The organism is Nostoc sp. PCC 7524, from assembly GCF_000316645.1.
GTDB lineage: Bacteria > Cyanobacteriota > Cyanobacteriia > Cyanobacteriales > Nostocaceae > Trichormus.
In genome coordinates this window covers 4396864-4422849 of sequence record NC_019684.1, presented here as the reverse complement: position 1 = coordinate 4422849, position 25986 = coordinate 4396864, and the positions used below count along the sequence as shown (strand labels likewise).

Sequence of the window (25986 nt, the reverse complement as noted above, 5' to 3'; positions counted from 1 at the left end):
GGGGAGTGCAGACTACCACCGAGACAACTTTTTCCGTATCTGCTGCAAATGAGCAGTTAACAGTTCACTGTTAGATAATTTATGCCACAGATAATATCCCACAATTCATCCTCTGTACTCGTTAAACCACAGCCACAACAGCTGCAACCAGTCGAACAACCTGATCATCTTCTTGAGGAAAACTCTCAAGCGGACTCCAACGATTGGTTTTACGGTACAGAAGAACTCTTAGATGCCTTACCCCAACGTTGGACACGCGCCACGCTGTATTTTTTGATTAGCTTTGCGCTCATTGTCTTACCTTGGTCGATGTTGAGCAAAGTTGATGAAACAGGAACCGCCAGGGGACGCTTAGAACCACAAGGAGCAACACAAAAGTTAGGGATTCCAGTCCCTGGCAAGGTGAGGATGGTTAATGTCTCCGAAGGCAGCACCGTTAAAGCTGGACAGGTTTTACTAGAACTGGATGCTGACGTTCTGCAAACAGAGCTACAACAAGCACAAACTCGGTTAGAAGGACTGATTAATCGTCAGGCACAGCAGGAATTACTCAAAAACCAACTGATGCTAGCGATTAACATCCAAGAGCAGCAAAACCAAGCCCAGGAATTGGAAAAAATGGCTCAGGTGAATCAAGCCCAACAAGCTCTGGATGCTACACAGAGTACGTATAATTTAAAAAAACTAGAACAACAAGCTTTAGTAGAGCAAGCTAGACAGAGAATCAATGCCACCCAAATCAACCAGAAGTTAGCCCATAGTCGTTGGCAAAGAGATTTAAGAGAAGTCTTACGCTATCGCCAACTTTTAAAACAGGGTGCCATTCCCCAAATCAAAATTGTGGAACTAGAAAACACCGCCGAAGACAGCCAGCGTTCTGTTTTACAAACCCAATCTGAGATGGCACAGGCGCAACTGCGTTTACAAGAGGAAATGAGCCGCTATCACGCTACTATTAGTCAAATTCGAGCAGATATCCAACAAGCTAAACTACGTTTACAAGAACAACTAAATAGTTATCAGAGTATTGTCCAAGCTGGCAAACTGGCAGTTTTAAAGAGCCAAGAACAACTTAAAGACTTACAAACACAGCTGGCTACTTTACAGTCAGAAATTAATCAAACTAAGAGCCAGATAGCATCATTCCAGCTTCAGTTGCAGCAAAGGGTAGTGCGATCGCCTATTGATGGCACAATTTTTGAGTTACCTATCGATAAACCAGGGCCTGTAGTAGAAGCTGGACAATTAGTTGCTCAAATCGCACCGAACAATACACCTTTAATATTAAAAGCCCAAATGCCTAGTCAACACAGTGGTTTCTTGCAGGTAGGAATGCCAGTCAAAATCAAGTTCGATGCTTATCCTTTCCAAGATTATGGAGTATTGCAAGGACGTGTGAGTTGGATTTCGCCAGACTCAAAAATCCAAACAACTAATCAAGGCAGTGTAGAAACCTACGAGATGGATATCACCATAGATAATCCATATATCCAAGCTGGTAACAAACGCATTCCTTTAACTCCAGGACAAACAGCATCAGCAGAGGTAATTATTCGTCAGCGTCGAGTCATTGACTTTATCTTAGACCCATTCAAAAAGTTGCAAAAAGGCGGTTTAGAGCTTTAATTTTTGCAGAAAAATTCAGACATGATTGATAGGTTGGGTTGAGCGAGTGCCAAACCCAACTATCATGTTGATTTACCAAAGTTAATTATGTTTACCTAAATTTGCATACCAATTTTTAGCAAAGAGTATTTACTGCCACCAATTCATTAAAAACTAGGGGGTAATATCATGTCAAAAACCATTAAAATCTCTACCGAGGACATGATTGAACATCTAAAATTGTCCTGTGAAGTTCCGACAATTTTAGAAGCGATCGCTACCAAAGAAATAATTACTGAAACTGCCGAAAAATTAGGAATAGAAATCAGTGTTACTGAACTACAACAGGCAGCAGATAGTATGCGATTAGCTAACCAATTGTTAAAAGCAGAAGATACTTGGAATTGGCTGAATAAACATTACATCTCTTTAGATGATTTTGAAGAAATGGCTAAAACTAACTTATTATCTGCTAAATTGGCTAATCATTTATTTGCAGATAAAGTTGAACCATTTTTTTACGCCCATAAAATTGAATATACTGGAGCCGTAACTTATGAAGTTATCTTAGATGATGAAGACTTGGCTTTAGAACTATTTTATGCCTTGCAAGAAGGGGAAATCAGTTTCCAAGAAATTGCTCGCCAATATATCCAAAATCATGAAATTCGTCGTGCTGGTGGTTATCAAGGAATTCGCTATCGGCGTGATTTTAGACCAGAAATTGCATCTGCTATTTTTGCTGCTACTCCTCCCCAGATTCTCAAACCAATAATTACTCCCAAGGGGGTGCATATAATTACTGTTGAAGAAATTATTACACCTCAATTAGATGAACAACGACGAATGCAAATTTTAAGAGATTTATTTACCGAGTGGTTACAGCAACAAATAAATGCAGTAGAAATCATCGCGGATTTACCCACCAATGATAATTCTCACTTATCTCCAAAACTACAGCAACCAGCTTAAGAAGGGGCATCAACTCCACTACGCTCAGTGACTGGCAACAGAGAGCAGGGAGCAGGAGGAGGCATAAAAGGATAATCTGAAAGAGGTTATTAGTCGAAGAATTAATCATGGAGACGCAACAAATCGCGTCTCTACAAAATTTTTATTTGTAATAGCATTTATCAAGAAAGGCAGAGGGCAGAGGGCAGAAGGAATACTGGCCTCTGTCCTCTGCCGCGACCATTCCCCGAAGGGGTTCCCGCAGGGTAGGGAGCAAGGGTTTAAGACCCCCACCAAATTTTCAATTTGGTGGCTCTTGTTTAGGAGGGGTCGGAATCCCCTTCTAAACAAAACCTTCTGACTTGAAAATCAAACTTTGGTAAAAAACTAAAGAAAGTATGTGGCTATTGTCGTTGAATGGCGACACAGCCGAAACAAAATATTGATTACAGGTTTAAATTGCGACCGGAACAGGTTCAACACTAACTTGATAACCAAGTTTTTCTAGGCGTTTAATCAAACGTTTCTTGACACTTACATGTCGATGTTTGTCGAAATAATCAGCTCCTAAATCTTTATAAGGTTCTTGACGTGATATGAGATGGTAAGCGATCGTTAAAATAGAATGTGCAACAGCAACCGCAGCGCGTTTTTTTCCGCGTCGTGCCGACAGACGACGAAACTGTGCAGCAAGGTAAGTTTTAGTTCGAGCCAAAGCATGGGCAGCTTGAACCAAAATAGTTCGTAAAACTCGATTACCTTTGCGAGTGCCGTCACAAAGCTTCTTACCGCCACTTTCATAGTTTCCAGGGGCAACCCCAGCCCAAGCAGCCAAATGTTCGGCACTTGGGAAGCGACTCATATCCGTGCCAATTTCCGAGACAATGATCTCAGCAGTTCGACGAGCAACACCAGGTATGGTGTCAACTAACTCAACCGCTTGGTCGAAAGGGCGGCAATATTCCTCAATTTGTTGGTCAAAACATTTAATTGTTTCGTCTATGCTATCAATTTGACACAGTAGCTGTGCAAGAATGAATCGTTGATGAGGACGAACTCTACCCTCAAGTGCTTGAATCAGTAAATCGTGCTTTTTTCGCATGGTTCCTTTTGCCAAGTCCGCCATCAGTTCAGGACTAGCGCTACCTTCAACAATCGCAGCTAGCATTGCTCGTCCTGACACACCCATTACGTCACTGGCAACTGAGGCAAGTTTGATATTAGCAGCTTCCAGCACTTTTTGGACTCGATTCACTAAGTTAACTCTTTCGCGAATAAAATTGCTACGATGACGAGTTAAATCGCGCAAATCTCTTTGCTCCACAGGGGGAATAAAACTCGCACGTAACAACCCATGTTGTAGTAGTTCGGCAATCCACTGCGAATCTTTGATGTCTGTTTTGCGTCCTGGCACCGCTTTTATATGACGGGCATTAACTAACATAACTTCAAAGTTTCCTTCTAGGATATTAAATACAGGTCGCCAGTACTCTCCAGTACTCTCCATTGCTACATGAGTACAATTGTGACTTGTTAACCAGTCAGAAAGTTTTAACAAGTCCTGAGTCATTGTAGTGAATGTGCGTATTTCCTTGTGCCATCCGGACGAAGACTTCGGGGTAATTACACAAGCTACCACCGTCTTTTTGTGTACATCTAGTCCTGCACAACGATTGTAGACTACCTGCATATCTCTTGAGCTACTACAACTTTCAAAATTGATAGGGGGCTAATACGTGGATATCTAAATAGTAGATTCTGACTTGCGTGCTCACTAAAACCAAAAAATTGCTCAGTGGCGACAATTGGTAATTCCTCTCGATATCCAGGTTAGACTGCCCTTCAGGCTCTGATGCTCTAATAAGGAAACAACCTCGCTTGTATCAGCCTTATCTTGGAAGTTACCACATTTTCATTCATGGTGATGAAATTTTTTCATTGGGACTGCCCTCTGCCTCCTGCCTCCTGCCTTCTTCAATTAAATTGGTATTAATTACTGCTTTAAATTAATGATTAATAACTAATAAAAGGCGTGTTGACGCGACAGCGTAACACACCCTAAGACTTTTTAGTCTACGCAAACTATCCTTTTAATGGAAGATAAATATCTTGAGAATTGGGATTGAGGTAAGGACGCTGTAACTCAATGTTGAGTGAAGCGAAATGTTTGAGAATGGATGCCATCCTACCATCTGGGGTGTCATTACCCTGCTGCCAAGCTTCTAATAAACCATTGGCGACAATTTGACAACGGTGTGTGCCAAAACTCTCAGTTTCCGCAAATCTATGCTTTGGTTCTTCTGCGATCGCCAACCCTGGTGCGATAGGCTTAGTAAATAGGGGAACTTGTTCTTCAAAATGCGATTGATGCTCTGTATAAATCGTTTGTAAGACAGGAAGCGCCTGTTCATAGTCATTTTTGTCAAAATACAGCACTGCTGAATCGTAGCGCCCATAATCGGAAGGATTGTATAAAGCCTTAAAGCTAAAAGCAATAGAGAGAGCATTGAGTTGTGTAGTCAAACTATCCATAACTGCAACCGCACCATCTGGAGTGAGGTTGAAGTAAACACGCACCAGAGTTTGCTCTTGTGTTTGATGTTGTTTCGATGCACCTGCATCAGCAACTGCCATATAAAATCCGTTCTGCACTAGATTTTTTGGCATTTTGATCGCAATCAAGTCACCTAAGCTAGCAGGTAGTTGCAGCGCATCACGTTCTACATATAATGTCAAACCATCTCGAAACACTGCTAAAGCACCATCTATTTCTTCTTTCACTACCCGCCAACCATAGCTCCAGTAGCCTTTACCTCTGTTATTTTCATGCAGGCGATCGTAAAAAGCTATGTCTACACCCAAAAAGGTATTATTCTCTAAATTTTGGTTGACAGCTAAATTAGATATCTCTGCATCAGATGCCAAAACACTTTTTAAAGAGCCATTGTAATAGATACCGTAGAGAAAACTACGCAGTTGCTGACTTAAATACTTATCTTGTAAATCTGAAGATAATTTTTGAAACCGAGAGACTGAAGACTCTGGTAATTCTAAAGGTTTGTAGTCTGGATGCTTGATACAATACTGGGACTGAATCTCAATCTTATGAATGATGTCTTGCAGTGATACTTGCAATGACTCTGAAAGACCTGATAATTGAACAGACAGCGAATCTAATAGTTGCATAGAGATTAGCCTGTGAATGATAGGGAGAGATGAGGGGGATGCGGGGGATGGGGGGGATGAGAGAGATGTAGCTTGCTTTCTGTAGGGTGGGAGATGAGGGGTTTTTTCCCATTCCCCACTCCCCTTTTCTATACAGGAGATAAATTGCTAGGTAAAAGTTCTGCGGCTTCGACACCAAAAATCGTGGCGATAGATGCTTCTGGACGACACAACAAACTTTTGGCGACTTGCAGCATACAAATACCTACATTTCCAAAGGCTTTTTCGTACTGAAGTCGTGCTTGAATGCCGGTAATGAGAGCTAAACCACAAAATTGCATTGTTCGTTGTAAGAAATCAGGACGATGTTCTAAAATCTGTGGAAAATTACTTAAATAAGCAGTTACTAACTCTCTAATAGAAGGCTGAAGAACATACAAGGGGGTGGCTGCTAGACGTAAAGATTCTTCAATGGCAATTGTTTTACCAGTCACCATACTGTATAGCCAGATTTGTAGATAACTGGCGATGATTGTTCCCAAATCATTAGCGGGATCTCCCCAGTTACCTCTCTCCCAATCAATTAAGCGGATAATGTTGTCATCCTCTGCTGTTTCCCAATCGAGGGAGAGAAGAATATTATTTAACTTCAGGTCATTATGAGCAAGACAACATGGAGTAAAGGCACTGATTAATTCTGCGATCGCCTGACCTAAGCTATCGTAACGTTGATATAATGCAAAAAATTTGATGCCATCAGCCGGAACTTTCCCAAAAATTTCTGGAGTGAGTCTATCTAATCCGCGATTTATATTAAGAGATTTGTGATTAGATGTATTATTAGTAGGAACTTCAAAAAATTCTCGATACTCTTCACGGTTAATCGAAACATGATGAATCGATGCCAAGGTAGTCCCAACGGCTCTTGCAACTTTAATGGGAAATGAACTTAAATTCTCTTTGATGTAAAAATCCATTAAATCTCGATAGTTATCAAGATAGTTGAAAATAATAATCGAATTTTCCCAATTAAAATGTACTGCTTCTGATAGCTGGGGGCGGATGTGACTTAGTTCTGGAAATATGCGTACAAAATCATGAATCCGCCATTCCAGCAAAAACTCACCAGCCGTTTTGCCTTCGGGGTTATGACGTTCTTGCTTAACCAGTAATTTTCTATCTTCAGGGAACGTAACTAATAAATTAAAATTCTTAGCAGGTTTTAGCTCAATTTTGCTTAATGACTGCTCATCAGGAGTACACAAATTCAGAGAAATTAGGTACTCAAACACATTCTGAGAACTTAGGATAAATGGTGGCATAGTTTTAGATCAGATAGAACATTAATAATTTTTACTTTAGAAAATTACAATAGGATAGATATATCTTCTATATGCAAAAACAATATTTTCTAACAGCAGAATTTAAGAACTACGTTTATAGGTGCTAGAAACAGTTAGGGACTTACAGATAAAAAATATCCAAATAGAAAATATCCAAAATATAGGATGCGTCAGCATGAATAATTTCTTGGTAGAGTTATATTTTATCGTCCTGACACATCCTACTAACCCATCAATTTAGGATAATTTATTTTCTGGTGTTCCCTTATAAATTGCTTCACCCAACCCAATAATTAATTAAAAGTTAAGCTTGGGAATTATAGTCACTGAATGATTTAGATAGATGCACAATGGCATCAATACCAAAAGTGATGATGCCAAACTCAAATGCTTTGACAGTAAACGCTACAATATTATCTGTAGAGCGAGAATAACCCCCATCATAACCACCATAAATTGAGTCTTCCAGACTTGTCATTTCCTGCAAAAAACTTTCGGAATCTTGGAACAAATCAGAACCAGTGGCTTGTAATTCGGTCAGATTAATGGATGCCATAATTGATTTCTCAAACAAAAGTTGTTTTTAATAATATATAGGCGATTAAACTTTATATTGCTTAATCGCTTATGCCACTAATGCAATAGAGCTTTTTAGCTCAAGATTCAATTAGAAAAAACTTAGATTAATAACCAGCATCACTGAAGGAAATAGCTAAGCTAACTGTGCAACTGAACCAATCCCTGCGTGTAGTAGTAACCCACAATACTGTGTTCCCACACTAGGAACACGCGCCAAATCCGCCAAGGCTATCCACTTATTTACATACTGAAGGTGAACCTGTAATTTATTAGCCAAAATCAGCCTATCTTGCGGAGTTTTCCCTTGTTTCACTAACCCACCTGTGGTTTTAATGCCATAGTTTTGCAGTTGGGACTGTTCTTCTTGACTCAATCCCGGTAATTGCTCAATCGGCCAGTCACAAGACGGGATAGAATTGCGGTTTTGCATAACCGGTTTTTTAGCAGACATTGTTAATAAATAAACATAAGTTACTTTTTATATTTTGGCTCTTTCATCATTCATCAGGGGACTGAATCTGTAAAAGAGCAAGGGAGAATTACTATTGCCTATTGCCTATTGCCTATTGCCTAATTAACTCTCCCCGTAAAACTGTAACAGCCTGACCTGCGAGCAAGACGCGATCGCCTCCTGAATAACTCACTTTTACCACTCCACCACGGCTTGATGCTTGATAAGCTAAGAATTCATCTTTGCCCAGGCGATCGCGCCAGTAGGCAGCCAAGCAGCAATGAGCAGCGCCAGTCACCGGATCTTCATTAATCCCCAACCCAGGGGCAAAGAAACGTGAAACGAAATCATATTTGGAATCAGGGTGCGTGGTGCTAGTGACGATCACATCCGCCATCGGCAATGTTTTTAGTTGTTGAAAATTCGGCTGCATTTGCCGGACTAAATCTTCAGATTCTACTTCTACCAAATAACCTAAATAATTCTGCAACACTGATTTTAAGGGGATTCCTAACGCCTCGCTGAGTTCTGGGGGCGCAACAGTAACTTGTGAGTGTGTCACCGGGAAATCTAACTCAATCCACTCACCTTGTTGTTTAGCAATGAGTAACCCGCTCTTAGTGTGAAACTGTGCGGTTTCACCTGCCGATAAATGCCCCTCAGACCACAACACATGGGCGCTAGCTAAAGTTGCATGACCACAAAGCGGTACTTCTGTCGTCGGCGTAAACCAGCGTAGATTAAAACCATCATCCTGCTTCACTAAAAAAGCTGTCTCTGATAAGTTCATCTCTTGTGCTACATTCTGCATCCACTCATCAGATTGAGGAGTAGGCAAAACACAAACTGCGGCAGGATTTCCGGCAAAGGGTTTATCGGTAAAGGCATCAACCTGAGTAATTATTTGTCCCATAGAGTAACGCCGGTAATGATTCCGGCAAATTCAAAGTTTTGTTTATTTATCAAAGATAGGTTGAAAAGTTATGCAACCACAATGACCAGTTGTCTTAATCTATCGATAGTATGATGTGGCAAACTATCTTTAGAGGTTTGAGTCGATGTTAAATACCAATAGTAATGTGTGGCTCACAATCATTAAAAGTATTTTTATAGCTATCAACATAGGTTTAATTTCCCTGGGTTTAGTTAGTTGTAATTTGAACCAACAGTCCTCCCCGCCTCAAATAGAACAACCCACCATAGATTCTGAACCATCACCTAACCCGGCAGATAAAGATGAGGAAGATGAGGAAGATGGAGAAGATGAGGGTGATGAAGAACAAGATACTGAGCAACAGAATAAAAGCTAGAGGTTGTTTAACAGTAAATTTATGCTTATTCACAACACATCTATTTCCCTAGCTGATACACTACGGCATCGACGGCAACGACTAGCCCAATTGATTGATTTTCCTGTTATTCTCTGGTCAGGACATAGCAGTCCGCGTAACTTTCCTGCCAATCCCTATCCATTTCGGGCTAGTAGTCATTTCCTCTACTTTGCTGGATTGCCTTTACCTAATGCCGCAATTTGCCTAGAAGCAGGCAAACTAGAACTGTTCATGGACAACCCCGAACCTAGTAGCGCCCTGTGGCATGGAGAAATGCCCAAACGTGAGGAAATAGCGGAGAAAATTGGCGCTGATACAGCCCGAACCATGTCGGAATTAAAACATCGAGGGACAGGTGCAGCATCAATTCCCGTACAGAATTATCGGACTACCCTGGTACAGTCACAAATCTTACAAAGACCAATATCTTCACCCTATGATCTGGAAGGAATAGATCTAGAGTTGGCAAAGGCGATCGCTACTTTACGCCTTACCCACGATGCAGAGGCATTAATTGAGTTACGCAAGGCTGCTGCTATTAGTGTTGAGGCGCACAAAGTTGGCATGGCCGCCACACCCAAAGCCAAACTAGAAGCAGAAGTCCGCGCCGCCATGGAAGGGGTAATCATCGCCCATAATATGACTACCTCCTACAACAGCATTGTCACAGTTCACGGTGAGGTTCTGCACAACGAGGAATATCACCACCCTCTACAATCAGGTAATTTACTACTAGCTGATGTCGGTGCAGAAACGCCAATGGGTTGGGCTGCTGATATTACCCGGACTTGGCCTATTTCTGGTAAGTTTTCTTCTACGCAACGGGATATTTATGATATTGTGCTAGCGGCTCATGATGCTTGTATTGCCAAAATTAGCCCTGGTGTAGAGTATCGGGATATTCATCTGTTGGCAGCGAAAGTCATAGCAGAAGGTTTAGTAGATTTAGGCATTTTACAGGGTAATCCAGAGGATTTAGTCGAAATTGATGCTCATGCGCTGTTTTTTCCCCACGGTATCGGGCATTTACTGGGTTTAGATGTGCATGATATGGAAGACTTGGGGGATTTAGCGGGGTATGAAGAAGGAAGGAAAAGAAGCGATCGCTTCGGCTTAGGCTACCTCCGTTTAAATCGTCCCCTACAATCAGGAATGTTAGTCACCATTGAACCAGGATTCTATCAAGTACCAGCAATTTTAAATGATGCCAATAATCGTGCCAAATATCAGAATATAGTCAACTGGGAAAGTCTATCTAAATTTGCCGATGTCCGAGGCATCCGCATAGAAGATGATGTTTTAGTGACTGATGTAGGTAGTGAAGTCTTAACAGCCGCATTACAAAATCAAGCCAGTGCTATAGAAGATTTAGTAACGCAAGGCTAGATAGTCATTAGTTCTTCTACCCAATCCCCAATCCCCAATCCCCAGTCCCCATTCCCCATTCCCCATTCCAAGTCGTGGGAAAAACTACTAAGCTGGTAAATAGCACATTAAATATAAAATTTCTGAATCACAATTATCGCTGATTCGGACATCCCCATTGGCTCAATAACTGTAACTAAGATATGTTTGACGCATTAGCTGACCGTTTAGAATCCGCCTGGAAGACACTGCGCGGGCAAGATAAAATTACTGACAGTAACATTCAAGATGCTTTGCGGGAAGTGCGCCGCGCCCTGTTGGAAGCAGATGTCAACCTCCAGGTAGTCAAAGATTTTATTAGCGAAGTTGAAGCCAAGGCCCAGGGAGCCGAAGTAATTAAAGGTGTACGACCTGACCAACAGTTCATCAAAATTGTTTACGATGAGCTGGTGCAGGTGATGGGGGAAGAGAATGTTCCCCTAACAGAAACTGAACAAAAGCCGACAATCGTCTTGATGGCAGGCTTACAAGGTACTGGTAAAACCACAGCCACCGCCAAGTTAGCCTTACATCTACGGAAATTAGAGCGTAGTTGCTTGTTGGTAGCAACAGACGTATATCGTCCAGCAGCTATTGATCAGTTAATCACCCTAGGTAAGCAAATTGATGTACCAGTTTTTGAACTGGGAAGCGATGCAGATCCCGTAGAAATTGCCCGCCAAGGTGTGGAACGTGCCAAAGCTGAAGGAGTAAACACAGTCATCATTGATACTGCTGGTCGTCTGCAAATTGACGAAGACATGATGGCGGAATTAGCCCGGATCAAAGCCACAGTCCAACCTGACGAAACTCTGTTAGTCGTCGATGCAATGACGGGTCAAGAAGCCGCAAATTTGACTCGTACCTTCCATGAGCAAATCGGTATTACCGGGGCAATTCTCACTAAGTTAGATGGTGACAGCCGTGGTGGTGCCGCCCTGTCAGTACGGCAGATTTCAGGCGCACCGATTAAATTTGTTGGTGTGGGTGAAAAAGTCGAAGCCCTACAACCCTTCTACCCAGACCGCATGGCCTCACGGATTTTGGGCATGGGTGACGTTCTGACTTTGGTAGAAAAAGCCCAAGAAGAAATTGACTTAGCAGACGCTGAACAAATGCAGGAGAAAATCCTGTCAGCGAAATTTGACTTTACCGACTTTCTCAAGCAACTGCGCCTGTTGAAGAACATGGGGTCATTAGGGGGCATCCTCAAAATGATTCCAGGGATGGGTAAGCTTTCCGATGATCAACTCAAGCAAGGCGAAACACAGTTGAAACGCTGTGAGTCCATGATTAACTCCATGACTGCCCAAGAACGTCGTGATCCAGATTTACTGGCTAGCTCCCCTAACCGACGGCGGCGGATTGCTAATGGTTCTGGCTACAAAGAAGCAGACGTGAATAAACTCGTGGCTGATTTCCAAAAAATGCGATCGCTCATGCAGCAAATGGGTCAAGGTCGCTTCCCAGGAATGCCAGGAATGCCAGGAATGTTTGGCGGTGGTGGCGGCAATGCCTATGCAGGCATGGGCAACCGTCCCACACCCCCAGGCTGGCGCGGCTACAATAGCGGTGCTGGCACGAAGAAGAAAAAACCCAAAGATAAAAAGAAAAAAGGGTTTGGGAATCTTTGAGGTTGGGGACTGGGGACTGGGGACTGGGGACTGGGGACTGAGGATTGGATTTCCCCTTCTGCTTCCTTGTCTCCCTTATCTCCCTTGGGGACTTCCAGAAAATAAATTATCCAATGTTGATAGCAAAGAAGATGAGAAGATTCTTTCTCCCCCTGCTTCCCCTGCTCCCTCTGCTCCCCCTGCTCACCAAAGCGATTGGATATTTTTTTAGTTGGAAGTCCCTTGTCTCCCCCATGCCCAATCCCCAATTTGCCCCTAGTAACCATAGCGGTAAACCCAGAGCAAGTGCTAAAATTAGCATTTCAGTACAGGATGAACCAAGACAGGTACTTCCTGAAATTACCTACAAACAGGAGAATGTTTCTTCAATCATGATCAAACTGCGCTTGAAGCGATACGGTAAAAAGCGGGAAGCGAGCTACCGCATTGTCGCTATGAACAGCCTTTCTCGCCGCGATGGTCGTCCCTTAGAAGAACTGGGATTCTACAACCCCAGAACCGATGAAGTGCGATTGGATGTTCCCGGCATCGTCAAGCGACTACAGCAAGGCGCTCAACCTACTGACACAGTACGTCGCATCCTACAAAAAGCCAATGTCTTTGAACAGGTCAGTGCCACAACCGCATCTTAGTACAAAATTACCAACAGCTAGCCCTAACTATGTTGGGCTAGTGAAGTTTCTCATGCAGCCGTTTTTAGAATTTCCAGAATCTTTAAGCGTCGATTGTGAAATTTCTCAAACCCTGAAACGGGTTTGGGTTCGCATCGCCTTTGAAAGTACAGATAAAGGGAAAGTTTTTGGACGAGGAGGACGTAATATTCAGGCGATTCGGACAGTTATGGCTGCTGCGGCACAACTAGCTGGAGAATCGGTTTACCTGGATATCTACGGTAGTACCAATGCCGGCCGAGACGGGATGTCTTTTGATGAAGATCAACCAGAGCGATCGCCTACCCCCAAAATGCGAGAACGGCGCACCAACTCATCTAGACCTGTTGTTAAACCCCGCTCCCGCTAGGTTAAAAATAAAATAAGAAGTCTGAGCGGTTGTAGTCACCTCTGCTCAGAAACTTCAGATTCATGCGGGAAGCAGTAGAAAGATTGTGAAATCTTTTTGGAGCTACCTACAAAATTTACCCACTATATACATTTAGTGATGGTTGTACATAACTCTGATAATCTCTGCCAGGAGGTGAAACCAGGGAGTGGCTGAAGTCCGTTTGGGTGAAAATGAGTCTATTGACTCGGCATTAAGACGTTTTAAAAAGAAGATTCAAAAGGCCGGAATTTTATCGGAAGTCAAACGTCGGGAAAGATACGAAAAACCCAGTTTGCGCCGTAAACGTAAGGCAGAATCAGCACGGAAAGTAGGACGCTACTAACATCAAAGCTAAGTCTTTGATGAATGTGCTTAACCTTCTGAGTGAGTCAATGTAGGGTTTGTAGTATTTTTAGCTCAAACCTTAACCAAAGTAGAGATGCCATTGCATCTCTACTTTATAATTTCAAAAGTAAATATTGAAATATAATCTGAGATTTTATAGTTAAACAATTATTCATAGTTTTCGACAATAAAAATCAATAAAAGCTTTACCGCGCTTCGTATTAATAACATTTTTTATTATAAAATAGTATAAAAACAAACCTGAACAAAATGAGTTAGGAAAAATCAAATACTCGACCTTTTGTAAAAATTGCTCGTAACAAATTAACAAATACTTATGGCAGATGCCTTAATCATTCAGCTGCCTAACATTCCCAGTGCGATCGCTCTAGCAGGTGATAGAGAAGAAAATCTCAAAATCCTATCTCGGCAAACAGGCGCTAGCTTGGTACTGCGTGGGCAAGAATTACATATTTCCGGGACAGACAATCAAAAAAACTTGGCTGCGAAATTAGTGCGATCGCTAGAAAATATTTGGATTCAAGGCAATAATATCTCCAGTGCTGATATATTAACAGCCCGTCAAGCTTTAGATACTCATCAAGAAGACGAACTCCGAGAACTACAGCGAGATATTTTAGCCAGAACTCGTAGAGGTGAAGAAGTCCGCGCCAAAACCTTTAGACAACGCCAGTACATCGAAGCTATCGGTAAGCATGATCTTACCTTCTGCATTGGCCCGGCTGGAACTGGTAAAACATACCTTGCCGTAGTTATCGCTGTGCAAGCACTCCTTGCTAACCAAGTAGAAAAGCTGATTTTGACACGTCCGGCAGTAGAAGCTGGTGAAAGATTAGGATTTTTACCTGGAGATTTGCAGCAAAAAATTAATCCCTATCTCCGCCCACTTTACGATGCAATTTATGAATTCATTGACCAAGAAAAAGTCAATAACTTGATAGAAAGGGGCATTATTGAAGTCGCACCACTTGCTTATATGCGAGGACGGACTTTAAACCATGCTTTTGTGATTGTAGATGAAGCACAAAATACCACACCAGCCCAAATGAAAATGGTATTAACACGTTTGGGTTTCCGTTCTCGCATGGTGATTACAGGCGACATCACACAAACTGATTTACCCATGAATCAACAATCAGGTTTAACAGTAGCTTTGCAAATTTTAAAGCACGTTGAAGGCATAGCTTTTTGTGAATTTAATCAAAAAGATGTTGTCCGTCATCCCCTAGTGCAGAGAATTGTCAGTGCTTACGATAAGCATGAAAGTGGTCATTAGTTATTAGTCATTAGTCAATAATTAAAAAGGATAGCGGGTATGAGTACTAATTTAAAAGATTTTTTAGAAGCTTGTGAAACTTTGGGAACTCTACGATTAATTGTAACTAGCAGTGCTGCTGTATTAGAAGCAAGGGGTAGAATTGAAAAACTATTTTATGCAGTATTGCCCAAAGGTAGATATGCCAATATGCACACTGAAGGCTTTGAATTTCACTTGAATATGGATAAAATTACACAAGTAAAATTTGAAACAGGTGAAGCCAAAAGAGGTAATTTTCCGACTTATGCCATTCGGTTTTTAGATGAGAATCAAGAGCCTGCTTTGAGTGCATTTTTACAGTGGGGTAAACCCGGAGAATATGAGCCAGGACAGGTAGAAGCTTGGCAAGCATTAAAAGAAAAATATGGCGAAGTTTGGCAACCCATACCAGTAGAGATTTAGAAATGTTTGTAGTGAGGGCTTTAGCCCTTTCAAGAAACATAGGGAGTAGTGAGTAGAGAGTGGGGAGTGAGGGAAGATGAGGAAGAAAGAGAGAACTAATTGCTAATGACTAATGACTAAGTTTACTATCAGGGTAATTTCTAGTATTTGTTTAATTATTTTTCTCCTATTGGGATGGAGTGAACAAGCGATGGGCTACGCCCCACCTTTAGCGATCGCAGGTGAATTATCTGAGCGTTTAGATAACTTTCCCCAATGGGAAAAATTAACTTCCGTACAGCCAGCTAAAGGGGATTTAGTCTATCCTGAATGGATGGCTGGGAATTGGCAAGTGAAAAGCACCTTAGTAGATTTAGCAGCACCTCTAGCACCAGATATTATTACGCCTGGATTTGAAGGTAATCGCCAACAACTCAATCAGCCTATAAGTTTTTTAGTTCGCTTTGTGAAAGCGCAACTAGATACACCTATTTCTAATTTAAAATTCATTCCTAAAATAGAAAAACCAGCAAAATTTTTAGTAGCAGATAGAGAATTTAATAGCTTAAATCTAGCTAGAGCTTATTTAGGTGACGAAGCTGTATTGTCAGTCAAAGTAGATCCAGATTCGCCTAATCGCCAGATTACCTTTTTACGCGGAGAACGCCAATTAGTTTCTATCATCACCGCACGCGCTACAGAAACAACCGCAGATGGTAGATTCATCACAGCAGAAGTATTTCAACAATTATTTAAAGGTGGTTCTAGACCTTATTTAAACTCGGTTGAATCTACCACAGCTTATCATCAACTTCCTACATCGAATCCAGCAATTGAGGCAGATCAAGTTACTGCTGTTTATCTTTCACCCCAAGATCCAGATTACTTTACCGCAGGTTCTCGACCAGTAGCCCTTTATCGCTATCGTCTGGAATTTTTCCCCGCAAAATGATCAATTCACCCAAATGGGTGATTTATCATTTAACTATTGACCATAATTGTAATATATGTGTAGTATGATAACTCCCAGCTAACACTCGCACTCTTGGGCAGTGTGCATCATGGCTAAATTTCAAGACCTAATTAATTATTTTCGTGCTGACTGGAAGCTGAGTATTTTCAGTATTACAGCGTCTAGTATTTATGAAATTGTGGATTTGGTGGTTCCTTATGCGATTGGGCAGATTTTGAACGTTCTGTCTGGTCAACCGTTGGATCAACCATTAACACAAGCGATCGCAATTATTGCCAACGTTACCAATTACCCAGTCAATAAACCTCTAACTTTAAGTGTATTGCTGGGTTTAATTTTTCTTGTCACCGTAGTGAGAGCGCCTACACAGCCTTGGTTAACCGCCTGGTTTCACTGGGATATAGCTTTAAGAGCGCGTCGAGATAAAACCCAAACAGCGATCGCCAAAATCCTCACTCTCCCCCTAGAATTTTATGATGTCAATAACCCTGGACGTATCGCTGGTAGAGTCGCCAGAGGACTTTCTAACCACACTTGGACATATCCTGAAATCGCTGGACAGTTAGTTCCAAAACTGTTTCGGGTATTGGGAATTTTTGTAGTTATCTTGTTGATTGAATGGCGAATTGCGCTGTTATATTTGATTTCCTTTGTAGTCATTCTCGGCTTTAGCTTGAAGAAATTACAGCGCATAATTTGGCATGAAGAGCGTTTAGATAAATACATGGAAGACACCGAAAGCCGGACTTCCGAACTAATCACCAATATCAAAACTGTCAAAGCTTTTGCTACCGAAGCCAAAGAATTAAAAAGGCAAACACAACGCTTGGATAGAGAACTAAAAGTAGTCGATTATCGTATCCATAAAGGATATGTGAATCTGATTACTTGGCAAAAAGCTGTGATTCAGTTTTGCGTGTTTGCTATCCTGGGTTTAACTTTAGCTGCAACAGTCAACGGTCAAATTTCTCTCGGTCATTTTGTCATGACCTTAACTCTTTCTAGCATGGCATATTCCGAGCTAGAACCAATTAGCACACTAGCTGAAGTGTTTGCTCGTCGCTATTCTTCTATGCTGCGGTTTCATGAATTTTTGCAGGAACCAATTGGTAATGAATCAGTTGGGATTGTAGAGGAAGAAGAGACAGCATCACCCTATAAATTCACAGGTAAACTGGAATTTTCTCATGTCAGCTTTGGTTATGATGCTAGCCGGAAAGTGCTGCAAGATATCAACTTGTTGATTGAGCCATACCAAACCGTCGCTTTAGTCGGACGTTCTGGATCTGGTAAGTCTACACTCGTGAAACTACTATTGCGCTATTTTGAACCCCAAGACGGACAGATTCTGATTGATGGTCAAGATATTCGCACCTTGAATGTAGGTAAGTATAGACGCAGACTGGCGATCGTTCACCAAGAAGTAGACGTTTTCAACGGTACTGTTTTGGATAACCTCACCTACGGTAGACCAGAAGCTACTTTTGAGGAAGTTCAAGAAGCCTGTAGAATTGCGAGGGTTGACGAAGTAGTCAAACAGCTACCCCAAGGCTATTACACCGTTGTGGGGGAACGTGGTGTCAGATTATCTGGTGGACAAAGACAGCGTTTGGGGATTGCTAGAGCCTTGCTAGTACAACCCGATGTCCTAATTTTTGACGAAGCCACCTCTAGTTTAGATTACGAATCTGAGCGTTCCATTCAACTAGCCATGCGATCAATTCAAGGGACTTGTACCACAGTTGTCATTGCTCACCGCCTGAGTACAGTACGGGAAGCAGATAAGATTGTGGTTTTAGACCAAGGAAAGATTGTAGAAGTCGGTAGCCATGATGAACTCTTGCGTCATGAAGGTATTTACCGCCGCTTGCACTCTCTGCAAGAAACCGGAGAACTTCTAGATTAGGAGGTTTGTAGTGAGTTAGCACTTTCTTCTCTACGACACGCTACGCGAACGTAGAGAAGGGGGTTTCCCCCATATTGGCGTTAGCCTTCCCGCAGGGTGCGACTAACGAACCAAAGGGTAAGCATTTGAGTGCTGAGAACCATTCAGGACTAAAGTCCTTACTACGAACTTACTAAAAATTTTTCTAACTAACCTTGCACTTTCTAAAATCTGCTGCTAATATTGTAAATCGTGGGACATAGGGGTCGGTGTCCGAGTGGTTAATGGAGACGGACTGTAAATCCGTTGGTTTACGCCTACGCTGGTTCAAATCCAGCCCGGCCCACCTTCAATTTTAGATTTTGGATTTACTTAAATTCAAAATCTAGAATTTGTCAAAATTTCGCCCGTGTGGCTCAGTGGTAGAGCACACCCTTGGTAAGGGTGAGGTCACGAGTTCAATCCTCGTCACGGGCTTTGCAAAAATCCTTGTATATCAGCAGTTCTAGCTAGTTGCATAAACTGGTGTGTACTCTACCAGTATCGCTTTATATAACTGTAGTTGCATAGAAGTTGCATAACAGTATTTCTTATTTAATATGAATTTATTTATAAAGTTTAATTATAGAAATGCACTTATGTTTTATTAAGTAGCTTCTAAAGATTTCCAGATTAAGAAGCCTCGCTATATTCGCCAACAATCCATCTATTTTTAGTTTCAGGTGTAATGTAATGCAACCTTCAGTCTCATTAGAAGGCGATCGCGTGCATTGGGGTTAAGATTGCCATTAATTCTGATTGTGTGATTGTTAGGATTGGCGGTTTTAAGTCAGGCGATCGTATGCACTTTTGATGAGTCAGTTTAGAAGTATTTCTAACCTTCTTTTCAGCTAAAGTTTTCTGATTTAGTGGCATTAAGATAAAAATTATTCAGCACAGATAATACTAATTCAAGTAATTACTATCAACTTCAAAGAATAGTACAGTTTCAGTATAGATAATAATATATAGAATATTATAGACAGCATTAGCATTATTTTTATTATATCTAAGGTGCATCTCTAACTTGATAAATATCCTACTTAGTTAGTCCTATTCTAATAAAATCATCAGAATAAAAATAAGAATCATAGGTAGTGGTAAATATGTAGTGATAATAAATTTAGGCGCAACAGCAAGAGTTATAATGATGAATAAAATACCAAATAGCACCAATATGGTTTTCTAGCTTTTTAGAGAAGGATAAAGTCTTTCTAACCAAACGAGACATTCTTTGGCGCATTGTATTATTAAAACATTCAATATGGCTAGTCTTGCCACTTTCTTTCCCTACTGCCTAATGACGTTTGTGAGGAATAACTTGTGCATAAGCAGCCCAAAAATCTGTATAACAAACAGCGCATTGACGATAAACTGGTGGTAGAGAATTCCATAATTCCCTAGCTCCATCTTCGCTGCGATCACCAATGTAAATGCCGACTATTTCTCTAGTATTTTTGTCTAAGGATAACCAAATCCATTGCTTATTATTTTTACTAGTTACGAATGACCAAGCCTCATCACATTCGATAGTCAACTTCCCTTTAGGTTTCTCTGAAACCTTTATTTCTTGAGGAATCTGAGCATATTTGTTATTAACGTATTTTTGTAACCAAGTTTTTGAAACAAGAACAGCACGAGCAATACCTGCCAGAGGTATCTTCTCAAGCAAAAGTCTATCAATTAGTTCTATAGTATCTTTAGTAATAAATTTATTAGTGGGATTTTATATAAACTGTCTTTTACAGTTTTGACACTGATACTTTGGTTTTTGATTATGAATCCTACCGTTTTTGACAGTGTGTTGAGAACCGCAACTGGGGCAATTAGGTGTTTTGGTTGACATCGAGGCTGCAATATTCTAATTTCAAAATACTTGTACTTGATTACTTTTAACATTTTCTGGCTTAACGATATATTTAGCAATCTTATCCTTGAGAGACAATTCAATCAGCAAGTTAAATATAATTCAAAATTCCCATAGCAAAAAATGAGTAATTTGAGTTAGAAATTATCAGGTTTCACTACATATTTACCACTACCAAATTATTAAAGTTACGAAAGCCATAACCAAGTCTTTTAACTTTTTCTATCGATTTAATGTACAAAAACTTGCCTCAGAAGCATCACAACCCCAAGGCAAGCAAACTATTATAAATTATTCTTAGTTACCTAAAGCTGCTTTACTTCAGAAACTAACTTCGACACCATATCTTTAGCACTACCAAAAAGCATTGTGGTTTTATCTTTGTAGAACAATTCATTATCTACACCAGCAAAACCTGCACTCATCCCACGCTTAATTACGATGGTGTGCTTCGCCCTATCTACCTCCAGAATCGGCATACCGTAAATTGGGCTATTGGTATCACTACGTGCCGCCGGATTCACTACATCATTTGCCCCAATTACTAAAGCTACATCTGCTTGTTCAAACTGCGGATTGATATCTTCCATGTCATACAACTGGGTGTACGGCACATTCGCCTCTGCTAACAATACATTCATGTGTCCCGGCATTCTACCTGCGACGGGATGAATGGCATACTTGACATCAACGCCCATGCGTTCTAATTGATCTGCCAATTCTCTTACACTATGTTGTGCTTGGGCTACTGCCATCCCATAACCAGGGACAATTACTACAGAACGCGCATAACCTAACATCATCGCCCCTTCTTCAGGATCGATGCTGTGGACACTTTGATCACTTGCACCAGCAGTCGCGCCACCAACAGCAGTACTTCCCCCTGAACCAAACGCACTGAACAGCACGCTGAAAAGGGAACGGTTCATGGCTTTACACATAATCTCGGTGAGGATTAAGCCGGAAGCCCCCACTAATGCGCCGGCAATAATTAACATATTGTTCATCACCACAAAACCCGCCGCCGCCGCCGCGATACCTGATAAGGAGTTCAGCAGCGAAATTACTACTGGCATATCACCACCGCCAATAGGGATGACGAACATCACACCCAAAACTAGGGATACTGCAACTACTGCCAAGAATACAGGTAAGGTATCGGGTGTGATAATTAAGTAGGCACTACCTGCTATATAAGCACCCAACAGCAAAAGGTTAAATGGTTGCTGTAACGGAAATGTAATTGGCGAACCGCTAATTAATCCTTGCAATTTGGCGAAGGCGAGAAAACTACCTGTGAAGGTGACACCACCAATTAACACATCCAACAACATAGAAATGTTGACATCTAGGGGTACAGGTGCGCCAGCATCCAACAATCGCCAGAACTCGGCAACAGCGACTAATGCCGAAGCCGCACCACCTAAACCGTTGAGTAAGCCCACCATTTGGGGCATTTCTGTCATCTGAACTTTGTAGGCGGCGATCGCACCAATGGCTGAACCAATTGCTAAACCTAACAAAATCATCTCATAGTTTAATACGTGCTGGTCTAGCATTGTGGCGACAATAGCCAGCAACATCCCCACAGCCGCAATCACATTACCGTTGCGTGCAGTAGCAGGAGAACCCAGTTTTTTCAAACCCAAGATAAATAAAGACGCAGCGACTAAATACGTCAGCTGAATCCCAGTTGGTATAAAGTCGCTCACGCTTTAATCTCCTTTTTCTTGAACATTTGTAACATTCTGTCAGTCACTAAAAACCCACCAACAACGTTAACTGTTGCGAGAACCACGGCAATTAAACCAAGAATTACAGATAGGTTCGTGTTTCTCTCACCGGCTGCTACTATTGCCCCAATTACAGCGATACCCGAAATGGCGTTTGAACCAGACATTAGGGGGGTGTGGAGAGTGGGGGGTACTTTGTTGATGACTTCAAAGCCTGTGAAAGATGCCAACACAAATACAAACAAAGCTGCAATTAATGCTTCTGTCATTTAAAACTCCTTATTATTGAGGGGCTAGAGGAAGTAGGGGAGTAGGAGAAACAAGGAAAAATACTCAATCTAACTTCTTCACCCAATCCCCAGTTCCTCATCCCCATTACCTCAGCACTGCATCTTGTAGCGCATCTTTGACGCGCTGATTACGAATTTCACCGACGTGGGTAATGCAGGCTGCATCGATGATGTCGTCAGCAAAGTCTATGTTCAAAGCTTTATCTTTGATTAGCAGTTGCAATAAAGATGTCAAGTTCTTGGAATACAGTTGGCTGGCGTGAACTGGCATGGATGAAGGGAGATTAATCGGCCCAATAATTGTCACACCATTCCAAACGATATCTTTACCGGGATCAGTGCAAGCACAGTTACCACCTTGTTCTGCGGCTAAATCTACAATTACTGAGCCAGGTTTCATCTGTGCCACCATTTCGGTTGTAACTAGCAGTGGTGCTTTTCTACCGGGGACTTGAGCAGTTGTAATCACTACATCTGAGTTCTTGACGTGTTCGGCAAGAACTTCTTGGGTACGTTGTTTGCTAGCTTCGGAGATTTCTTTGGCGTAACCACCGGCGGCGGTTGTTTCTTCTTCTAGCTGCACTTCCACGAATTTCGCGCCTAAGCTTTGCACTTCTTCTTTGACAGGCGGACGAATATCAAAGGCTTCTACTACTGCACCCAAACGTCTAGCTGTGGCGATCGCTTGCAATCCTGCTACACCAGCCCCCATAATAAATACTTTTGCTGGGGCAATTGTGCCAGCAGCCGTTGTCAGCATGGGGAAATATTTCGGTAATGCAGCTGCGGCAATTAAGACTGATTTATAACCCGCCAAGGAAGCTTGAGAAGACAAAGCATCCATGCTTTGCGCCCTAGTAGTACGGGGGATCAACTCCATACTCAAAGCTGTTACTCGACGGTTAGCTAGTTGCTGCGCTACCACAGGGTTTCCTAAAGGATTGAGGAAACTGATTAAAACTGCCCCCTCCCGTAGTAAGTCAATTTCTACACGTCCATCTTCTCGTTCTTGCGGTGGGCTAACTTTCAATAAAATATCTGTTTCGCCCCATAATTGGTCAGAATTGTGAATAATTTGAGCGCCTACTGCTTCATAGGCAGCATCACTAAAAAATGCTCTTTCTCCTGCACCTGCTTCTACCCAAACTTCCAAACCTTGTTTGACTAATTTCGCTACGGTGTCAGGATTTAGTGCTACACGCCGTTCACAAACTTCAATTTCTTTAGCAACTGCTATTTTCATGAAATCTCCTGGAGATAAATACCTAATCTCTGCACAATGCGCCACTGTTCCAATTAGCTATGTAATGAACTCATAGCTACTGCATTCAAGTATGAGTTATGGCTTTTTCTTTTAGATAGAACCTTGAATTTTTCCGTTTATTCGGGCTTTACGACTGACAAAGCTGCACTTTGATTCCTACAAGTCTTGCTTTTACTGATAGGTGTTAATTACTTTACTTATGGGAAATCTTAATTTTAATACCCTATTTTCTATCTATGTCTTTAGTTTTTTTTAGGGATCTAAAATTTTTGTTTATATTTTTATTACATCTTGCAATCTTCAACGAATTCTTCAATTGTTCTGCTTGAGATTTTTCCAATAATTGTTTAATTGATTATTGATGAGATACTAGCCTATTTTTTCAATCTATCTCAACTTAACAGGCGATCGCTAACTACATCGCTCAATTTTTATAACAAAAAGCCTAAATTACGATACACTTATACATATTTAGCAACATAATCAAATATCAACAGTGTTTATAGAAAATTAGGTTTGGGGGCTATAGGCAAGAGAATTGAGGAAATAAGAGAAATTAACTGCTATGAGCGTAGTGGAGCGTAAGTCTGTCTGCAACATGAGTAAAAATTACTAACCACTAATCCCATATAAGGCACTTTTTGTTGCTACATCACGTCTCTATGTCAGCACGACAATAGTAAAGTTTAGTTACAGAAGCTCAAATCACAGACCTGTTTTTTTGGTGGAGGAGTCAAAATCATGCGGCGTTTACTTTCCGTTTTAGCTTTAACTGGTTGTGTACTCACTGGGGTACCAGCTATGGTATTGGCACAGGGCGGTCAGGGATTAGTATTATTTAGTGGCGTTAAAAGGGAACACCAACTGCCCTTCCGGTTTGATTTTGGTGGGCAGGCTAGGGGTATAGATAGATATACACTACGTATTCCTGCTGACAAGATGAAATTGGCAGTTGCCCAATTTGCTGTCACCTATCCTAACTACTACAAAGGCAGTTTTGACCCTCAACAGATTGAAGTCAGAGTTAAAGGTAAGAAAGTACCCCTATCTGAAGTCAAATGGAATCAAGAAAGCGGTTTAATTGAAATTTTCCCCGAAGAACCAGTACCAGCAGCTACCGGAGTAGAGCTAGTTTTCTCTAATGTGAGAAATCCAGCCTTTGGTGGCACGTATTATTTCAACTGCCAAGTTCTCTCTCCAGGAGAAGTCCCATTACTGCGTTACATTGGGTCTTGGATTTTGACTATTAGTTAAGTCAATAGTCAATAGTTCTTCTAACCTGCTACCTTGCTCTAGTGTTGACTCTGGACTATTGACTACTAACAATGATATATTTTTAGATTGTGACTTTTTATAAAAAATCGCCTAAAAGGAGAACAGTATGCAGAGAACTTTGGGTGGAACTAACCGCAAGAGAAAAAGAACCTCTGGCTTTCGTGCCAGAATGCGGACACCAGACGGTAGAAACGTTATTAGAGCAAGAAGGAAGAAAGGACGGCATCGTCTGAGTGTCTAGGGTATTTTAAGCGAAAAGAACAGCTGTGGCATTGCCCAAAGCACATCGATTAAAGTCCCGCCAAGATTTTCAGGCAGTTTTCCGGGAAGGAACTCGGCGTTATAGCTCCCATTTCACATTGAGAGCTTTAAGACCGTCACCTTCCAAAGCATCTTCTGGGGACACTGCCCCTAAAATCCCACCAGCGATTAACCTGCAAAATCTCACTAGCACGAAAATTGCTATTTCCATTAGCACCAAAGTCAGCAAAAAGGCAGTGGTGCGTAACCGCATTAAACGCCAAATTGCAGCAGCATTGCATAAATTATTACCAAAAATCACTCCAGGATGGAGATTGGTAGTGATCGTCAAACCAACAGCAGCAGAATCTAAGTGCGTAAGCCAACAATTTCTGCAAGAATTAGAGCAGTTGTTGGCACAAGCTGAGGTATTAAATGGGCATTCGTGAAGAAATTTATTATGAAGGCGGCCCCCACATTGGGGATTTGATTTTAAATATCCTGATTGGCTTCACTGTTGTAGGTATACCACTGACAGTTGGTGCAGTAGTCAGAGCTTTGTGGTTGCGTTACCGCATTACCGATCGCAGAATATCTGTAATGGGTGGTTGGATGGGACGCGATCGCACTGACGTAATTTACTCAGAAATTGTCAAAATTGTCAAAGTTCCTCGTGGTCTAGGTATTTGGGGAGATATGGTAGTTACTCTCAGAAATGGTAGTCGTTTGGAAATGCGAGCAGTGCCGAATTTCCGCCAAGTTTATGACTACATCAATGAAAAAGTTGCTGCTAGAAATCCGCAATATACAGCTAAGTAGGGAATAGGGAATAGGGAATAGGGACTATTGCA

General features: G+C 41.5%; 25 protein-coding genes, 2 tRNA genes and 2 pseudogenes. 18 read left to right on the top strand and 11 right to left on the bottom strand.

The features are described 5' to 3' along the window. Positions 1-81 precede the first annotated feature (81 nt). Together NOS7524_RS17635 and NOS7524_RS17630 are read left to right on the top strand one after the other, a co-directional pair. Positions 82-1626 (top strand): HlyD family efflux transporter periplasmic adaptor subunit, encoded by a 1545-nt coding sequence (locus tag NOS7524_RS17635; RefSeq protein WP_015139848.1) that lies wholly within the window; start codon positions 82-84, stop codon positions 1624-1626. A 168-nt stretch (positions 1627-1794) separates the two neighbouring features. Continuing rightward, entirely contained in the window at positions 1795-2577 is a 783-nt protein-coding gene (locus NOS7524_RS17630; protein WP_015139847.1) for a peptidylprolyl isomerase, read from the top strand. Between the two features lie 433 nt (positions 2578-3010). Here the strand turns inward: NOS7524_RS17630 and NOS7524_RS17625 are convergent, their stop codons facing one another. The 6 genes and pseudogenes from NOS7524_RS17625 to NOS7524_RS17600 form a co-directional block, all read right to left on the bottom strand. Then, complete coding sequence (locus NOS7524_RS17625; RefSeq protein WP_015136751.1) at positions 3011-4246, bottom strand: IS110 family transposase; 1236 nt, start codon at positions 4244-4246, stop codon at positions 3011-3013. 392 nt (positions 4247-4638) lie between these two features. Continuing rightward, entirely contained in the window at positions 4639-5742 is a 1104-nt protein-coding gene (locus tag NOS7524_RS17620) for a T3SS effector HopA1 family protein (RefSeq protein ID WP_015139846.1), read from the bottom strand. 128 nt (positions 5743-5870) lie between these two features. Continuing rightward, positions 5871-7043 (bottom strand): phosphotransferase, encoded by a 1173-nt coding sequence (locus NOS7524_RS17615; protein WP_015139845.1) that lies wholly within the window; start codon positions 7041-7043, stop codon positions 5871-5873. 325 nt (positions 7044-7368) lie between these two features. Further along, positions 7369-7620: a hypothetical protein gene (locus NOS7524_RS17610; protein WP_015139844.1), complete on the bottom strand. Its 252-nt coding sequence runs from the start codon at positions 7618-7620 to the stop codon at positions 7369-7371. A 159-nt stretch (positions 7621-7779) separates the two neighbouring features. Beyond that, positions 7780-8094 (bottom strand): annotated as a pseudogene (locus NOS7524_RS17605) (DUF4332 domain-containing protein); the annotation flags it as partial. A gap of 112 nt (positions 8095-8206) precedes the next feature. Then, on the bottom strand, positions 8207-9007 hold the full coding sequence (locus NOS7524_RS17600; protein WP_015139842.1) for a PhzF family phenazine biosynthesis protein: 801 nt from the start codon (positions 9005-9007) through the stop codon (positions 8207-8209). A gap of 145 nt (positions 9008-9152) precedes the next feature. Here NOS7524_RS17600 and NOS7524_RS17595 point away from each other — a divergent pair, with 145 nt between their 5' ends. The 12 genes from NOS7524_RS17595 (at position 9153) to NOS7524_RS17535 (ending at position 18904) form a co-directional block, all read left to right on the top strand. Then, positions 9153-9404 carry a hypothetical protein gene (locus NOS7524_RS17595; RefSeq protein WP_015139841.1) on the top strand — a complete coding sequence of 84 codons (252 nt, stop codon included), beginning with the start codon at positions 9153-9155 and terminating at the stop codon, positions 9402-9404. 21 nt (positions 9405-9425) lie between these two features. Next, entirely contained in the window at positions 9426-10811 is a 1386-nt protein-coding gene (locus tag NOS7524_RS17590) for an aminopeptidase P family protein (RefSeq protein WP_015139840.1), read from the top strand. Between the two features lie 182 nt (positions 10812-10993). Continuing rightward, the gene (gene ffh, locus NOS7524_RS17585; RefSeq protein ID WP_015139839.1) at positions 10994-12463 is read left to right on the top strand and encodes a signal recognition particle protein; all 1470 of its coding nucleotides are present in this window, start codon (positions 10994-10996) and stop codon (positions 12461-12463) included. Positions 12464-12834: 371 nt separating this feature from the next. After that, positions 12835-13095 (top strand): 30S ribosomal protein S16, encoded by a 261-nt coding sequence (rpsP, locus tag NOS7524_RS17575; protein ID WP_041555828.1) that lies wholly within the window; start codon positions 12835-12837, stop codon positions 13093-13095. Next, complete coding sequence (locus NOS7524_RS17570) at positions 13058-13483, top strand: KH domain-containing protein (protein ID WP_041555374.1); 426 nt, start codon at positions 13058-13060, stop codon at positions 13481-13483. Before rpsP ends, NOS7524_RS17570 begins: the two co-directional genes overlap by 38 nt. Positions 13484-13670: 187 nt before the next feature. Next, positions 13671-13847: a 30S ribosomal protein S21 gene (gene rpsU, locus NOS7524_RS17565; protein ID WP_015139836.1), complete on the top strand. Its 177-nt coding sequence runs from the start codon at positions 13671-13673 to the stop codon at positions 13845-13847. A 339-nt stretch (positions 13848-14186) separates the two neighbouring features. Next, complete coding sequence (locus NOS7524_RS17560) at positions 14187-15146, top strand: PhoH family protein (RefSeq protein WP_015139835.1); 960 nt, start codon at positions 14187-14189, stop codon at positions 15144-15146. Between the two features lie 39 nt (positions 15147-15185). Next, positions 15186-15590: a ChuX/HutX family heme-like substrate-binding protein gene (locus tag NOS7524_RS17555; protein WP_015139834.1), complete on the top strand. Its 405-nt coding sequence runs from the start codon at positions 15186-15188 to the stop codon at positions 15588-15590. Between the two features lie 112 nt (positions 15591-15702). Continuing rightward, positions 15703-16521 carry a DUF6816 family protein gene (locus NOS7524_RS17550; RefSeq protein ID WP_015139833.1) on the top strand — a complete coding sequence of 273 codons (819 nt, stop codon included), beginning with the start codon at positions 15703-15705 and terminating at the stop codon, positions 16519-16521. Positions 16522-16630: 109 nt separating this feature from the next. Beyond that, positions 16631-18448, top strand: coding sequence for an ABC transporter ATP-binding protein (locus NOS7524_RS17545; RefSeq protein ID WP_015139832.1), 1818 nt, complete (start codon positions 16631-16633; stop codon positions 18446-18448). Between the two features lie 242 nt (positions 18449-18690). Then, positions 18691-18773, top strand: a tRNA-Tyr gene (locus NOS7524_RS17540). A 59-nt stretch (positions 18774-18832) separates the two neighbouring features. Next, positions 18833-18904: transfer RNA gene (locus NOS7524_RS17535), tRNA-Thr, on the top strand. Positions 18905-19177: 273 nt separating this feature from the next. Here NOS7524_RS17535 and NOS7524_RS30170 read toward each other — a convergent pair. The 5 genes and pseudogenes from NOS7524_RS30170 to NOS7524_RS17515 form a co-directional block, all read right to left on the bottom strand. Further along, positions 19178-19342 carry a hypothetical protein gene (locus tag NOS7524_RS30170; RefSeq protein WP_171815382.1) on the bottom strand — a complete coding sequence of 55 codons (165 nt, stop codon included), beginning with the start codon at positions 19340-19342 and terminating at the stop codon, positions 19178-19180. Between the two features lie 247 nt (positions 19343-19589). Further along, a pseudogene (locus NOS7524_RS17530) lies at positions 19590-20312 on the bottom strand (IS1 family transposase). Between the two features lie 326 nt (positions 20313-20638). After that, positions 20639-22045 carry an NAD(P)(+) transhydrogenase (Re/Si-specific) subunit beta gene (locus NOS7524_RS17525; protein WP_015139831.1) on the bottom strand — a complete coding sequence of 469 codons (1407 nt, stop codon included), beginning with the start codon at positions 22043-22045 and terminating at the stop codon, positions 20639-20641. After that, positions 22042-22335 (bottom strand): NAD(P) transhydrogenase subunit alpha, encoded by a 294-nt coding sequence (locus tag NOS7524_RS17520; RefSeq protein WP_015139830.1) that lies wholly within the window; start codon positions 22333-22335, stop codon positions 22042-22044. Before NOS7524_RS17520 ends, NOS7524_RS17525 begins: the two co-directional genes overlap by 4 nt. A 106-nt stretch (positions 22336-22441) precedes the next feature. Then, positions 22442-23599 carry a Re/Si-specific NAD(P)(+) transhydrogenase subunit alpha gene (locus NOS7524_RS17515; RefSeq protein ID WP_015139829.1) on the bottom strand — a complete coding sequence of 386 codons (1158 nt, stop codon included), beginning with the start codon at positions 23597-23599 and terminating at the stop codon, positions 22442-22444. 762 nt (positions 23600-24361) lie between these two features. Between NOS7524_RS17515 and NOS7524_RS17510 the strand changes: the two genes are divergently transcribed. The 4 genes from NOS7524_RS17510 (at position 24362) to NOS7524_RS17500 (ending at position 25954) form a co-directional block, all read left to right on the top strand. Beyond that, a complete protein-coding gene (locus NOS7524_RS17510; protein WP_015139828.1) occupies positions 24362-24874 on the top strand; it encodes a DUF2808 domain-containing protein in 513 nt (170 codons plus the stop codon). A gap of 127 nt (positions 24875-25001) precedes the next feature. Then, positions 25002-25136, top strand: coding sequence for a 50S ribosomal protein L34 (gene rpmH / locus NOS7524_RS28810; protein WP_015139827.1), 135 nt, complete (start codon positions 25002-25004; stop codon positions 25134-25136). Between the two features lie 25 nt (positions 25137-25161). Beyond that, positions 25162-25584, top strand: coding sequence for a ribonuclease P protein component (rnpA, locus tag NOS7524_RS17505; protein WP_015139826.1), 423 nt, complete (start codon positions 25162-25164; stop codon positions 25582-25584). Next, positions 25571-25954 (top strand): PH domain-containing protein, encoded by a 384-nt coding sequence (locus NOS7524_RS17500; protein WP_015139825.1) that lies wholly within the window; start codon positions 25571-25573, stop codon positions 25952-25954. Before rnpA ends, NOS7524_RS17500 begins: the two co-directional genes overlap by 14 nt. Positions 25955-25986: the final 32 nt, after the last annotated feature.

What these genes read in the sequence shown, in the direction of transcription:
- NOS7524_RS17635 (WP_015139848.1), top strand. Translation starts at nt 82, where the DNA reads ATGCCACAGATAATATCCCACAATTCATCCTCTGTACTCGTTAAACCA.
- NOS7524_RS17630 (WP_015139847.1), top strand. Translation starts at nt 1,795, where the DNA reads ATGTCAAAAACCATTAAAATCTCTACCGAGGACATGATTGAACATCTA.
- NOS7524_RS17625 (WP_015136751.1), bottom strand. Translation starts at nt 4,246, where the DNA reads ATGCAGGTAGTCTACAATCGTTGTGCAGGACTAGATGTACACAAAAAG.
- NOS7524_RS17620 (WP_015139846.1), bottom strand. Translation starts at nt 5,742, where the DNA reads ATGCAACTATTAGATTCGCTGTCTGTTCAATTATCAGGTCTTTCAGAG.
- NOS7524_RS17615 (WP_015139845.1), bottom strand. Translation starts at nt 7,043, where the DNA reads ATGCCACCATTTATCCTAAGTTCTCAGAATGTGTTTGAGTACCTAATT.
- NOS7524_RS17610 (WP_015139844.1), bottom strand. Translation starts at nt 7,620, where the DNA reads ATGGCATCCATTAATCTGACCGAATTACAAGCCACTGGTTCTGATTTG.
- NOS7524_RS17600 (WP_015139842.1), bottom strand. Translation starts at nt 9,007, where the DNA reads ATGGGACAAATAATTACTCAGGTTGATGCCTTTACCGATAAACCCTTT.
- NOS7524_RS17595 (WP_015139841.1), top strand. Translation starts at nt 9,153, where the DNA reads ATGTTAAATACCAATAGTAATGTGTGGCTCACAATCATTAAAAGTATT.
- NOS7524_RS17590 (WP_015139840.1), top strand. Translation starts at nt 9,426, where the DNA reads ATGCTTATTCACAACACATCTATTTCCCTAGCTGATACACTACGGCAT.
- ffh (WP_015139839.1), top strand. Translation starts at nt 10,994, where the DNA reads ATGTTTGACGCATTAGCTGACCGTTTAGAATCCGCCTGGAAGACACTG.
- rpsP (WP_041555828.1), top strand. Translation starts at nt 12,835, where the DNA reads ATGATCAAACTGCGCTTGAAGCGATACGGTAAAAAGCGGGAAGCGAGC.
- NOS7524_RS17570 (WP_041555374.1), top strand. Translation starts at nt 13,058, where the DNA reads ATGTCTTTGAACAGGTCAGTGCCACAACCGCATCTTAGTACAAAATTA.
- NOS7524_RS17560 (WP_015139835.1), top strand. Translation starts at nt 14,187, where the DNA reads ATGGCAGATGCCTTAATCATTCAGCTGCCTAACATTCCCAGTGCGATC.
- NOS7524_RS17555 (WP_015139834.1), top strand. Translation starts at nt 15,186, where the DNA reads ATGAGTACTAATTTAAAAGATTTTTTAGAAGCTTGTGAAACTTTGGGA.
- NOS7524_RS17550 (WP_015139833.1), top strand. Translation starts at nt 15,703, where the DNA reads ATGACTAAGTTTACTATCAGGGTAATTTCTAGTATTTGTTTAATTATT.
- NOS7524_RS17545 (WP_015139832.1), top strand. Translation starts at nt 16,631, where the DNA reads ATGGCTAAATTTCAAGACCTAATTAATTATTTTCGTGCTGACTGGAAG.
- NOS7524_RS30170 (WP_171815382.1), bottom strand. Translation starts at nt 19,342, where the DNA reads ATGCCACTAAATCAGAAAACTTTAGCTGAAAAGAAGGTTAGAAATACT.
- NOS7524_RS17520 (WP_015139830.1), bottom strand. Translation starts at nt 22,335, where the DNA reads ATGACAGAAGCATTAATTGCAGCTTTGTTTGTATTTGTGTTGGCATCT.
- NOS7524_RS17515 (WP_015139829.1), bottom strand. Translation starts at nt 23,599, where the DNA reads ATGAAAATAGCAGTTGCTAAAGAAATTGAAGTTTGTGAACGGCGTGTA.
- NOS7524_RS17510 (WP_015139828.1), top strand. Translation starts at nt 24,362, where the DNA reads ATGCGGCGTTTACTTTCCGTTTTAGCTTTAACTGGTTGTGTACTCACT.
- rpmH (WP_015139827.1), top strand. Translation starts at nt 25,002, where the DNA reads ATGCAGAGAACTTTGGGTGGAACTAACCGCAAGAGAAAAAGAACCTCT.
- NOS7524_RS17500 (WP_015139825.1), top strand. Translation starts at nt 25,571, where the DNA reads ATGGGCATTCGTGAAGAAATTTATTATGAAGGCGGCCCCCACATTGGG.